Raw genomic sequence first — 12643 nt, 5'->3', positions numbered from 1 at the left:
TGCCGCGGGAACGGGCTTGCGGGAACGGGGTCAGGCGAACGCGCTCACGCCGGTGATGTCCCTGCCGAGCAGGAGCGCCTGCACCGACTCGGTCCCCTCGTAGGTGTGGATCGCCTCGATGTCGGCCATGTGCTGCATGACGCCGTTCTCGAGAAGGATGCCGTTGCCACCCAGCAGGTCGCGGGCGGTTGCGGCAACCCGGCGTGCCGCGCGGGTGTTGTGGAACTTCGCGAGGGAGGCCTGCGTGGGGCGGAGCCCGCCGGCGGTTTCGAGGTCGGCGAGGCGACGGCAGTAGAGCTGCATCGCGGTGAGGTCCTCGAGCATGTGCGCGAGGCGTTCCTGCACCATCTGGAACCGGGCGAGGGGTTTGCCGAACTGGATCCGCTGCTGCGCGTACTGCAGCGCCGTCTCGTAGCAGGCGGTCGCGTGGCCGAGCGCCGACCACGCGACACCGGAACGGGTCGCGTAGAGGACGGTCGAGGCATCCTTGAACGTCCGGGTGCCGGGCAGTACGGCATCGGCGGGAAGGCGGACGTCGTCGAGCGCGATGTGGGCCTGATGGATGCCGCGAAGCGAACCCTTGCCCGCGATGACCGTGCCGGTATAACCCGGGCGGTCCTGCTCGACGAGGAAGCAGCGGACGGCGCCGTGGTGCTCGTCGCCCTCGGCGTCGATCCGCGCCCAGACGAACGTGATGCCGCCCGAGGCGCCGTTGCCGATCCACTTCTTCGCGCCGCGGAGTACCCACTCGGCGCCGTCGCGACGGGCGACGGTCTCGAGCGAGACCGAATCCGAGCCGTGGTCCGGCTCGGTCAGAGCGAAGGCGGCGGGCACCTCGAAACGCGCGACCGGCAGGAGCCAGCGCTCCTGCTGCGCCTCGCTGCCGAAGAGCGCGAGCGTTCGCAGGGCGAGGCCGCCCTGTACCGCGAGGACCGTGCCGAGCGACCCGTCGCCCCGCGAGATCTCCATGTTCACGAGCCCTGCCGCCAGCGGCGAGAAGCGCGTCAGCCGCGGGTGATCGATGCCGTCGTTCAGCAGGTCGAGCTCACCGAAGCGCTCGGCGATGTCGAGGGGATAGTCCGCGGCATCCCACGCGTCGCGCATGCGGTCGCCGATCTCGTCGACGAAACCCTGCGCCCGCTCCCAGACCTCGCGGTCGGCGGCGGGGACGTCGGCGAAGACGGCGTAGTAGTCGGTGTCGAGACGGCCGAGCACGTCGTAGCGGCCGGAGGTCCCGCCTGGCAGGGGAGTGGTCATCGCGCCAGGATACGCCGCGATGGCATCCAGTTCCACCGGATGCGGAACGCCGTCTCAGGTAGCGGAGCGCAGATCGCCGAGCCGTCGGGCCACCTCGGCGGGCGGCATCCGTCGAGGGAAGGTCGCCACGACGATGTCGTCGTCCGCCGCAGGCTCCGGGTCGGGGTGCACCCCGAAGCGCCGCAGCAGCTCGTCGTACGCGGCTTCGAGGACGGTTGCGGGAACCCGCTTCGACCCGCGGAGGAGGCGGCGGAGCACATGGTTGTGCACCGCCGTCACGGCGGCGGCGAAGGCCACGGCGTCGACCGGGTCGAGCCCGGGGACCGACCGGCGCAGGTACTCATCGAAGACCCGCTCGTAACGGAACACCGTGACGATCTCGCGGTCGCGAAGGGAGGGCACCTGGCGGACCACGGCGTATCGGCGGCGCGCGACCTCGGGGTCGGCGGCGAAGTGACGGAAGATCTGCACCGACGCCTCGCAGACCGCCGCCCACGGGTTCTCGTGCGTCTCGGACAGGTAGGCGCGCAGGCGCTCGAGCAACAGCTCGTGGTCGGCGAAGACGACGTCGTCCTTGCCGCCGAACTGTCGGAAGAACGTCGACCGCGACACGCCCGCGGACTGCGCGATCTGTTCGACGGAGGTCTGCTCGTAACCGTGCTCCGCGAACAGGGCGAGGGCCGCGGCCACCACTGTGCTGCCCGTGGGGCGGAGGTCGTCGGCCATGGACGGAAGCCTAGTGCGAAGCCCGTTCTGTCAAGGGCCGTGCGGGGGCCGAGCCCGGCCCCTTGACTCGCCTCATGTCCTCGCTCTGGAAGCAGCACTCGTCCGCCACCACCGGCATCCCGTTCGCGCCCGGCGCGCGGCACGAGGTGGTCGTCGTGGGTGCGGGCCTCACCGGGCTCGCGACCGCTTATGAGCTCGCCCGTTCCGGTGTCGACGTCGCGCTCGTCGAGCGGGGCGCCGTCGGCGAGCTCGCGTCGGGGTCGAACACCGGCAAGGTCTCGCTCCTGCAGGGGACGACGCTCTCGTCGCTGCGGTCGGGGCACCCGGCATCCCTCGTCCGTGCCTATGTCGACGCGAACCGCGACGGTGTCGAGTGGATGACGGGCACAGCCGAGCGGCTCGGCGTGCCGCTGACGGCGCGCACCGCGTACACGTACGCCCAGAACGACGACGGGCGCGGATCCGTCGTGAAGGAGTACGACGCGGCCCGCGAAGCCGGTCTCGCGGTGCGGCTCGTGGACGATGAGGAGCTTCGGGGCGCGGCGGTCCCGATGGCCGCAGCCGTCGCCCTCGACGACCAGCGCGCGATCGATCCGATGCGGATGCTGGCGGCGCTCGCCGACGCCTTCGTTGCGGCGGGCGGCACCCTCCACCTCGGGGTCGAGGTCAGCGGCGTGACGGTCTTCCCGCACCCCCGGGTGGAGACGGACCGCGGGCCGCTCTTCGCCTCGCAGGTCGTGGTGGCCACCGGCATCCCGATCCTCGACCGTGGTCTGTACTGGGCGAAGGTGAGCGGGATGCGGTCGGCCTGCGTCTCGTTCACGCTGACCGAACCGCTTCCCGACGGTATGTACCTCTCCGCCGACGAGCCCACGCGCTCCGTCCGGACGGTCCTCCCCGGCGACGGGCCTGCGGATGTCGCGCAGATCGTCGTCGGCGGTGCGGGACACCCCGTCGGGCGCGCCGACTCCGAGCGGGCCATGCTCGACGAGCTGGCCGAGTGGGCTCGGCAGACGCTGCCGGTGGGGGAGGAGACCCACCGCTGGTCGGCGCAGGACTACACGTCGCACAACCGCATCCCCTTCATCGGGACCATGCCGCGTTCGCTCGGGCGCGTCCGCTTCGCGACCGGCTACGCGAAGTGGGGGCTCACGAACGCGCCCGCGGCGGCGCTCCGCATCGTGAGCGAGCTGCGCGGCGAGAAGATGAGCGACCGGCCGCGGTGGATGACGCAGCTCGGCACGCGTCTCACGATGCCCGCCGACATCGCGCAGGGTGCCGCCGAGAACGCGAAGGTCGGGATCGCCGCGGCGAAGGGCTGGGCGGGCGCCGAGGCGGACGCCGTTCCCGTCCCGCAGCCCGCCGAAGGGGAGGGGGTCGTCGCACAGCGCGCGGGCCGGCCGGTCGGGATATCCACGACCGACGGCGAGACCCGGGCGGTGAGTGCGGTGTGCCCGCACCTCGGGGGCGTCCTCGAGTGGAACGACCTGGAATGCACGTGGGATTGCCCGCTGCACGCGTCACGGTTCACGGCATCCGGTGATCGCATCGAAGGCCCCGCGACGCGAGGCCTTCGACGGGTCGACTGACTCAGCCGGCGGGCGGCGCGACGGGCTTCGCGTCGGTCGGGAGCGCCGCCGTCAGGCAGCGCCGCACCTCGCGCGCGTCGTAGAAGAGCGAGCCCCTCGCGATGGGGGTGCAGCCGGCGCGGAACGGGATCGCCTTCTCGTTGTAGAGCATGCGGACGATCGCGCGCCCGTGCGCGTTGCGGAACACGTCCCACTGCACGTTCGCGGCCATGGGCGTCACCGTCTCGCCTCGCCATGCGTTCGTCGCATAGGTGTAAGGGTGCTTCGGCGTGACCTGCTGCGTCGACCCGGGCAGACCGAGCAGCGCCGCGAACGGGATGATCGTCTCGGCGTGCGCGAAACGGAACGTGGCGGCGGTGTGAGATCCCGCGAGGCGCGCGTCCATCGAGTCGAGGAAGTCCTCGAGCAGCGGTGTCGCCATCCGGTAGGTGATGTCGCTGCCTCGGAAGGCGGGGCCCTTCGAGTAGAAGTCCTCCGCGTCGAGCAGGTAGGCGAACCAGCGGGCGTCGGTGCTCGTGATGTACCGGGTGAAGTCCACGGAGACCTCGTCGGTCATATCGGGCGCGATGATGTAGAGGTTGTAGAGCATCATCGCCGCGTCGACCTCGTTGTCGACGGTCGTCTCGCCGTCGCCGCCGTCGACGAAGTGGTAACGGCCCGCAGCCAGGCGGTCCACGAAGCCGTGCGTGTAGATCCGTTCCAACGTGCGACGGGCCACCGTGTGGCTGCGCGGCTGGTCGGTGATCCTCGCGACCGCCGCAGTGACAGCGGGCCCGTCCTCGTAGGCCTGGTAGTCGGCGTTCGCGGCCGACTTGTGGAAGTAGAGGGTGTCCGGATCCTTCTGAATGTCCGCAGGCAGATGCGAGGCGAGACGCGGGTCCGCGGCCAGGAGTCCCTTCTCGAAGGCCTCGCCCGACGCGGTCGCGCGCGCCTCGCCCGAGCTCTCGACGGCGATGGTGTCGGATCCGGCATCGACGCGGCCGAAGAGTGACCGCAGCCGCTCGACGACGCGCGACCCGATGCCGCGATGCTGATCCGCGCCCTGGCCGGTGAGGTTGCCGTAGCCGAGCTTCTGGTTCGCCGCCGTGAGTTTCGCCACCTCGGGGCCGAGCGTCTTGCCGAGGGGTGTGAGGGCGCCCTCCGAGCGCGCCTGCTCCCAGATCTGCGTCGTCAGCGAGTCGTACTTGAAGCTCGACAGGGCGCGGGATCCGTGGCGGGCGACGGACTCCGTGTACACGGGAGCGAATCCGGCAGGCGCGGGTGCGAGGTCGGCCGGGGTGCTTTGCGGGACGTACGGGGTCTTGCTGCTGTAGTACGGCCGGGCCGCGGTGCCGTGGCCCGGGTCGGGCTGGGGCGGGCCGGGCTGGGGCGGCAACGCGCACCCGCAGGCGGCGATCACGAAGGCCAGGGACAACGACACCACGGTGGACGGGCGGCGGATGGGAAGGCGCATGCGTTCCTCACGGGTACGCGTCGCGCGGGGGTGCGCGGCGAAGCGGATCGGGTGCCGGCGATCGTAGGCGCGTCGGGTGACGTGAGGGTGTCGTGTCGTTGAACCGCCGGAGACCGGCCGGCCGACGTCAGGATGCGGCGGCGATCACACCCGTGATGATCAGGGTGACGAGGGTGGTCCAGAGGACGATCGCGGCGCCCTGCCAGAACAGCACCGTACGGGTCGGGACGCCGGTGCCCTTGAGCGCCGCGGCCGTGAACTGCGTGGGCAGGATGAGCGGGCCGAGCAGGCTGACGCCGGGCGTGCCGTAGCGGTGGTAGGCCTTCTGGAACTTCTCGGAGCGCGCCGACGTCGGCTTCTCCGCAGCGCCGGCACGGGTGGTCACCGCGGTGCGGACGCGCGCGGTCACCAGCACGACGATCGTGACGCAGAGGAAGTTGCCGATCGCGCCGGAGAGGGCCGCGATGACGGGGTGGATGCCGCCGACGACACCGATCGCGGCAGCCCCCTCGCCCTCGATGAACGGCACGGCTCCCGCGAGCGCCACCACGAGCGGCTGCAGCAGGTCGGGCATCTGCGCCACCAGGTCCTGGAAGCCGGCGACGAGGTCGGAGACGGGGTTCGACATGATGTTCCTCTCGGAGGCGGCGACCGGATCTCGTATCGCCGTGATCCCATCCCACCCGGCTCGTCCGGGCCGCGGCAGTGCCAGCGCGTCACCTCCCGACGTGAGGATCGGCGCCGGGAGGGGTGACATTCGTCATGGTCGTACTGTGGCCGTGTGAGTATGCCCGACCCGACCCCGACGCGCACCGCCGTCGCGCTCGCACGCGGGGTGACGGCCACCGGCTGGTACATCGCCTCGTCGATGGTCTTCTTCCTCCTGGGAACGCTCGTGGTGTGGGGAGCAGTCGTGCTGGTCGCCCGCGGGGGCTGGCGCATCCCGCCCGTTCTCGTCGGCTTCCTCGGTCTGTCCGCGGTCATCGTCGCGGCGACGGTTCTCCTCCTCATGCGCTATCGCCGGGACGGCGACCTCGACGACCGCGACAGTCCTCCGTGGCACCGACGCTTCTTCTCGCTGCCCGTCGTCGCGGGGATCCTCGCATCGATCCTCCTCGGGGTCGTCGCCGGATCGGTGCTCCTCGGCGCCGCGCTCATCGGCGCGACTCTCTGCCTCGTGCGGTGGGGACCCGGCATCCGCTGGCGCGGTGTCGTCCTCCTCGAAGTCGCGCTCGTGGTCCTCTGGATCCTCGAACGCGTGCGCCCGTCATCCACCGGCGACGCCTTCGTGCTGGCCTTCTTCGCGATCCTGCTCCCCGCGACCCAGGCGCTCTCGCTCTGGTCGTGGGACGTCGTCCTCGAGCTCGATCACGCGCGGCGCACCGAGGCTCGCCTCGCCGCCGTGCAGGAGCGCCTCCGCCTCGCCGGGGAGCTGCACGACCTCCAGGGCCACCACCTGCAGGTGATCGCCCTGCAGCTCGAACTCGCCGAGCGCATGATCGGGCGCGACCCGGATGCCGCGGCCCGCCAGATCTCCCTGGCGCGGGCCTCCGTCGACGAGGCGCGAGACGGCACGCGGGCGCTCGCCGGACGCTTCCGCGGTGTGCCGCTCCCCGACGAGCTCGCCAACGCGGCAGACCTGCTGCGCGCTGCGGGACTCGAGGTGACCCTCGACGTCGCGGCGGATGCGGCATCCGCTCCCGCCGACCTGCTGGGGCCGGTCATCCGCGAATGCACGACGAACGTCCTCAAGCACGGCGGCGGACAGTGGGCCCGGCTCGGGCTCGAGAAGGCCGGGAACGCCTGGCGGCTGACCGCGGCGAACGACCCCGGACCCGGCTCGACGATCGGAGCCGGCGCCGGGCTCGAAGGCATCGCGCATCGAGTGGGTGTCGCCGGCGGGGACGTGTCGTCGAGCCGCGACGACGCACGATTCGAACTCGTCGTGACCGTTCCCATCGAGACGGTGCCGACCGCGGGAGAAGCCGCATGATCCGCGTGCTCATCGCCGACGACGAGGACATGATCCGCACGGCGCTCGCCACCCTGCTCGGTCTCGAGGAGGACCTCGAGGTCGTCGCGGAGTGCGCCGACGGCGAGAGCGCGGTCGCCCGTGCGCTCGAACTCCGCCCCGACGTCTGCCTCCTCGACCTCGAGATGCCCGGGATCGACGGCGTCGAGGCGGCCGCCCGCATCCGGCAGCGGATCCCCGCCCGCTGCGTCGTGGTCACCCGCCACGCCCGCCCCGGTGTGCTGAGGCGCGCGCTCAGCGCGGGCGTCGACGGCTTCGTCCCGAAGTCCCGGCCTGCCGGCGATGTCGCCGCGGTCATCCGAGAGGTCGCCGCGGGGCGCCGGTACGTCGACCCCGAGATCGCCGCGGACGCTCTGAGCGACGAGCGCTCGCCGTTGACCGACCGCGAGCTCGACGTGCTGCGCGCGGGAGCCCGAGGGGAGACGATCGCCGAGATCGCGGCATCCCTCCACCTGTCCGCCGGCACCGTCCGCAACCACGTCTCGTCGATCCTCGGCAAGCTCGGCCTCGCGACGCGGCAGCAGGCTGCGATCACGGCGCGCGAGCGCGGCTGGATCTGACGGATGCCGCACGAAGAGGCGCTCTCGGGCGGGAACGCGAGCGGCGCCGTCGTCCGCATCGGCGACTCCGTGCGCAAGCCGTGGACGGCGTCGACGGCGAGCGTCACCGCCTACGTCCATGCACTTCGCGCCGCCGGGATCGATGCGCCCGAGCCGCGCGGCCGTGACGAGGCGGGGCGCCAGGTGCTCGAGTACGTGCCCGGCGAACTCGCGCTCATGCACGGCACGATGGCACCCGCGGAGCTCGGGCGGGTGGGAGCCATGGTGCGAGCGATCCACGACGCGAGCGCCGGGTGGACGCCGCCGGAGGACAGCCTCTGGGAGAGTGCGATCCCCGCGCCCGCCTCCGAACTCGTCTGCCACAACGACCTCGCGCCGTGGAACCTCGTGATGGGGGAGCGGTGGGTCTTCATCGACTGGGATGCCGCGGCCCCCAGCACTCGGCTGTGGGATCTCGCCTACGCCGCGCAGGCCTTCGCACTCAACGACGCATCCGCCGATCCCGCGGATGCCGCTCCGGGGCTCGCCGCGTTCGTCGACGGGTACGGCGCCGACGACGAGCTCCGAGATGGCCTGCCGGACGCGATGGCGGAGCGGGCGGCGGCGATGCACGACCTGTTGCGGCGCTCCCATGCGGCCGGTGTCGAGCCGTGGGCGTCGATGTTCACGGCCGGGCACGGCGACCACTGGGCATCCGTCTCCGACTATGTGCGATCCCACCGCGAGACCTGGACCGACGCGCTCCGACGATGAGTCGGGTCCCCGCCGAACGAGGGGATCGGGCTTCGGGTGCTCAGGCGGGGGTAGTAGGCTTTTCGACCGGGCGATCTCTCGACATCGAGATAATTCCGCGCCCGTCACCCCCGCCGTCGCCCAGCGAAGGATTGCAGTGGACCTTTACGAGTACCAGGCACGAGACCTGTTCGAGAAGTACGAGGTGCCGGTGCTCGCCGGCATCATCGCCGACACCCCTGAGGAGGCGAAGGCGGCTGCCGAGAAGATCGGCGGCGTGGTCGTCGTCAAGGCTCAGGTCAAGACCGGAGGTCGCGGCAAGGCCGGCGGCGTCAAGGTCGCCAAGACCCCCGACGAGGCGTATGCCGCTGCCGAAGCCATCCTCGGCCTCGACATCAAGGGCCACGTCGTCCAGCGCGTCATGATCGCCCAGGGCGCCGACATCGCTGAGGAGTTCTACTTCTCGGTGCTGCTCGACCGCTCGAACCGCTCCTACCTGAGCCTCTGCTCGGTCGAGGGCGGCATGGAGATCGAGGAGCTCGCCGTCGAGCGTCCCGAGGCGCTCGCGCGCGTCGAGGTCGACCCGCTCCAGGGCATCGACAAGGCCAAGGCCGTCGAGATCGCGAAGGCGGCGAACTTCCCCGAGGACCTCGTCGAAAAGGTCTCGGACGTCTTCGTCAAGCTCTACGACGTCTACAAGGGCGAGGGTGCGACCCTCGTCGAGGTCAACCCGCTCGTCCGCACGGGCGCCGGCGACATCGTCGCCCTCGACGGCAAGGTCTCGCTCGACGAGAACGCCAGCGAGGTGCGCCACCCCGAGCACGAAGAGCTCGAGGACAAGAGCGCCGCGGACCCGCTCGAGGCCAAGGCCAAGGCATCCGGCCTCAACTACGTCAAGCTCGACGGCCAGGTCGGCATCATCGGAAACGGCGCCGGCCTCGTCATGTCGACCCTCGACGTCGTCGCCTACGCCGGTGAGAACCACGGCGGCGTCACTCCCGCCAACTTCCTCGACATCGGTGGCGGCGCGAACGCGCAGGTCATGGCGTCGGGTCTCGACGTCATCCTCGGCGACGAGCAGGTCAAGAGCGTCTTCGTCAACGTCTTCGGCGGCATCACGTCGTGCGTCGCGGTCGCCGAGGGCATCGTGAAGGCCCTCGAGATCCTCGGCGACGCGGCGACCAAGCCGCTCGTCGTCCGCCTCGACGGCAACCAGGTCGAGGAGGGTCGCGCGATCCTCGCCGAGGCCAACCACCCGCTCGTCACGCTCGCCGCCGGTATGGACGAGGGCGCCGACAAGGCCGCCGAGCTGGCGAACGCCTGAGACGCGCCGAGACTACCGAGACACAGGGACAACAGACATGTCTATCTACCTCAACAAGGACTCCAAGGTCATCGTCCAGGGCATCACCGGCGGTGAGGGCACCAAGCACACCGCCCTCATGCTGAAGGCCGGGACGAACGTCGTCGGCGGCGTGAACGCCCGCAAGGCCGGCACGACCGTCACGCACGAGAAGCCGCACGAGGGCGAGGTCGCTCTCCCCGTCTTCGGATCGGTCGCCGAGGCGATCGAGAAGACCGGGGCGGACGTCTCCATCGCGTTCGTGCCGCCCGCCTTCACGAAGGACGCGATGATCGAGGCGATCGACGCCGAGATCCCGCTGCTCGTCGTCATCACCGAGGGCGTCCCCGTCGGCGACACCGCCGAGGCGTGGGCCTACGCCAAGAGCAAGGGCAACAAGACCCGCATCATCGGTCCGAACTGCCCCGGCATCATCACGCCCGGTGAGGCGCTCGTCGGCATCACGCCCGCGAACATCACCGGCAAGGGCCCCATCGGCCTCGTCTCGAAGTCGGGCACCCTGACCTACCAGATGATGTTCGAGCTCCGTGACCTCGGCTTCTCGACGGCCATCGGCATCGGCGGCGACCCGGTCATCGGTACGACGCACATCGACGCCCTCGAGGCGTTCGAGGCCGACCCCGAGACCAAGGCCATCGTCATGATCGGCGAGATCGGCGGCGACGCCGAAGAGCGCGCGGCCGACTACATCAAGGCGCACGTGACGAAGCCGGTCGTCGGCTACGTCGCCGGCTTCACCGCACCTGAGGGCAAGACCATGGGCCACGCCGGCGCCATCGTCTCCGGCTCGGCCGGTACGGCACAGGCCAAGAAGGAGGCCCTCGAGGCCGCCGGCGTCAAGGTCGGGAAGACCCCGTCCGAGACCGCCGACCTGATGCGCGCCATCATCGAGGCGCTCTAAGCCACACGACGAAGGGGCGGATGCTGCGGCATCCGCCCCTTCGTCGTTCCCGGCGCGGCTCCGGTGCGCGCGAGGTCCCGATCCGGCCGGGAATGCACGCGCGATACCCGGCCCGATCGGGACCTCGGGGCGTTCTGGGGCGGTCGGATGCCGGGACGCGAGGCCTGCGGAGCCGGGTCAGCCGGGCCGTGGCCGGCGCGGCGCGGCGTGCGCTCCGGGGGCGCGTCGTGTCGCCCGCTCCAGGGACCCGTCGTGTCGCGGCATCCCGCGTCGTGCGGCATAACGCGCCCCCGGAATGCCGCCCCCACGTCCGAGGTCCCGATCCGGCCGGGAATGTGCGCGCGATACCCGGCGCGATCGGGACCTAGAGGTGTCTGCGGGTGGCGGATGCCGGGACGCGAGGCCTGCGCAGCCGGGCCTGCCGGGCCGGCTCGGCGCGGCCGCCGGCGCGTTCCAGGGACCCGTCGCGTCGCGGCATCCCGCGTCGTGCGGCACAACGCGTCCCCGGAACACCGCCCCAACGCGCGAGGTCCCGATCGGGCCGGGAATGCACGAGGCATACCCGGCCCGATCGGGACCTCGAGGCGGCGGCGGTCAGGCGCCGATGAGCGCCTCGATCGGGCCGCGGGCGAAGTAGATCACGAAGCCCGCCGCGACGATCCAGAGCAGCCAGTGAACCTGCTTCGCCTTGCGGGCGAAGACATTCACGACGACCCAGCTGATGAAGCCGGCGCCGATGCCGTTGGCGATCGAGTAGGTCAGCGGCATGACCGTCGCGGTGAGGAACACCGGCAGCAGGACGTTGAAGTCCGTCAGGTCGATGTTCTTGATCTGCGCGAGCATGAGCGCACCGACGAGCACGAGAGCTGCGGCGGCGACGTAGCCGGGGACGATCGAGGTGAGCGGCGTGAAGAACATGGCCAGAAGGAACAGCACACCGGTGACGACGTTCGCGAGGCCCGTACGGGCGCCCTCACCGATGCCGGATCCCGACTCGACGAAGACGGTGGCCGACGACGACGAGGTCGCACCACCGGCGATCGCGCCGACGCCCTCGACGATCAGCGCCGACTTGATGCGCGGGAAGTCGCCCTTGTCGTTCGCGAGGCCGGACTCCTTCGCGAGGCCCGTCATGGTGCCCATCGCGTCGAAGAAGTTCGAGAACACGAGCGTGAAGACGATCATGACGACCGACACGATGCCGATCTTCGCCCAGTCGAAGCCGAAGTCGATCTTGCCGACGAGCTCGAAGTTCGGGAACGCGACGATCTCCAGCCTGCTGACCTTGAGGCCCAGGGCGGTCGGCCAGATCGCGTTGACGATGTAGCTGATGACCGTGCCGCTGACGAGACCGATGAGGAGCGCGCCCTTCACCCGAAGGGCCATCAGGATGCCGGAGAGGAAGAGCGTGACGACGAACATGACCGTGCTGATCGTCGTGATCGAGCCACCGACGCCGAGGTCGAGCGGGGGAGAGGCGTTGCCCGTTGTGGTGACGAAGCCGGCGTTGACGAAGCCGATGAACGCGATGAACAGGCCGATGCCGACCGTGATCGCGAGCTTCAGCTGCACGGGGACGGCGTCGAAGATCATCTTCCGAAGGCCGGTCGCGGCGAGCAGCACGATGATCAGACCGTTGATCACGACGAGAGCCATCGCCTCGCCCCACGTGACCTGACCGACCACCGAGAACGCGAGGAACGCGTTGATGCCGAGGCCCGCCGCGAACGCGAAGGGCAGACGCGTGACGAGCCCGAAGAGGATCGTCATGACACCGGCGGTCAAGGCCGTGGAGGTCGCCACGGCGGTGCCGGTGAGGGTCACGCCGTCGACGTCCGGGGTCGACAGGATGATCGGGTTCAGGATGACGATGTAGGCCATCGTCACGAACGTGACGATGCCGCCGCGGATCTCCGTGCCGAGGGTGGAACCGCGGCCGGTGATGTCGAAGTAGCGGTCGAGGAAGGACGAGGATGCCGGGGCTGCGGCACCGCGGGAAGTTCGGGAGGTGGTGCTGTTCACCCTCCGAG

Annotated in this window: 11 protein-coding genes; 6 read left to right on the top strand and 5 right to left on the bottom strand. The window is 70.7% G+C overall.

The window, feature by feature from the left end:
* Positions 1-30 precede the first annotated feature (30 nt).
* Positions 31-1257 (bottom strand): acyl-CoA dehydrogenase family protein, encoded by a 1227-nt coding sequence (locus tag ABQ271_RS11965; protein ID WP_349308975.1) that lies wholly within the window; start codon positions 1255-1257, stop codon positions 31-33.
* Positions 1258-1311: 54 nt separating this feature from the next.
* Positions 1312-1983, bottom strand: coding sequence for a helix-turn-helix domain-containing protein (locus tag ABQ271_RS11960; protein ID WP_349308974.1), 672 nt, complete (start codon positions 1981-1983; stop codon positions 1312-1314).
* 74 nt (positions 1984-2057) lie between these two features.
* On the opposite strand from ABQ271_RS11960, the gene ABQ271_RS11955 reads away from it, so the two are divergent.
* The gene (locus tag ABQ271_RS11955) at positions 2058-3572 is read left to right on the top strand and encodes an FAD-dependent oxidoreductase (protein ID WP_349308973.1); all 1515 of its coding nucleotides are present in this window, start codon (positions 2058-2060) and stop codon (positions 3570-3572) included.
* A gap of 1 nt (position 3573) precedes the next feature.
* On the opposite strand, the gene ABQ271_RS11950 is transcribed toward ABQ271_RS11955, so the two are convergent.
* Positions 3574-5025: a histidine-type phosphatase gene (locus ABQ271_RS11950; RefSeq protein WP_349308972.1), complete on the bottom strand. Its 1452-nt coding sequence runs from the start codon at positions 5023-5025 to the stop codon at positions 3574-3576.
* Positions 5026-5152: 127 nt separating this feature from the next.
* A complete protein-coding gene (locus ABQ271_RS11945; RefSeq protein ID WP_349308971.1) occupies positions 5153-5653 on the bottom strand; it encodes a small multidrug efflux protein in 501 nt (166 codons plus the stop codon).
* A 159-nt stretch (positions 5654-5812) separates the two neighbouring features.
* Between ABQ271_RS11945 and ABQ271_RS11940 the strand changes: the two genes are divergently transcribed.
* The 5 genes from ABQ271_RS11940 to sucD all read left to right on the top strand — a co-directional run bounded on the left by ABQ271_RS11940 (position 5813) and on the right by sucD (position 10613).
* A complete protein-coding gene (locus ABQ271_RS11940; protein WP_349310899.1) occupies positions 5813-7018 on the top strand; it encodes a histidine kinase in 1206 nt (401 codons plus the stop codon).
* Positions 7015-7617, top strand: a complete 603-nt coding sequence (locus ABQ271_RS11935) for a response regulator transcription factor (protein WP_060916310.1) — start codon at positions 7015-7017, stop codon at positions 7615-7617. The genes ABQ271_RS11940 and ABQ271_RS11935 overlap by 4 nt, the downstream gene beginning before the upstream one ends.
* Before the next feature lie 3 nt (positions 7618-7620).
* Positions 7621-8370 (top strand): phosphotransferase, encoded by a 750-nt coding sequence (locus ABQ271_RS11930; protein WP_349308970.1) that lies wholly within the window; start codon positions 7621-7623, stop codon positions 8368-8370.
* Between the two features lie 136 nt (positions 8371-8506).
* Positions 8507-9673, top strand: a complete 1167-nt coding sequence (gene sucC, locus ABQ271_RS11925; RefSeq protein WP_349308969.1) for an ADP-forming succinate--CoA ligase subunit beta — start codon at positions 8507-8509, stop codon at positions 9671-9673.
* Between the two features lie 37 nt (positions 9674-9710).
* Complete coding sequence (gene sucD, locus ABQ271_RS11920; protein ID WP_349308968.1) at positions 9711-10613, top strand: succinate--CoA ligase subunit alpha; 903 nt, start codon at positions 9711-9713, stop codon at positions 10611-10613.
* A 594-nt stretch (positions 10614-11207) separates the two neighbouring features.
* Here the strand turns inward: sucD and ABQ271_RS11915 are convergent.
* Entirely contained in the window at positions 11208-12635 is a 1428-nt protein-coding gene (locus ABQ271_RS11915; protein ID WP_349308967.1) for an NCS2 family permease, read from the bottom strand.
* Between the last annotated feature and the right edge of the window lie 8 nt (positions 12636-12643).

Origin of the sequence: Microbacterium sp. MM2322 (assembly GCF_964186585.1) — a bacterium.
Classification (GTDB): Bacteria; Actinomycetota; Actinomycetes; order Actinomycetales; family Microbacteriaceae; genus Microbacterium.
Note: the sequence above shows the minus strand (reverse complement) of the source record. Positions and strands in the feature narration are given on the sequence as shown.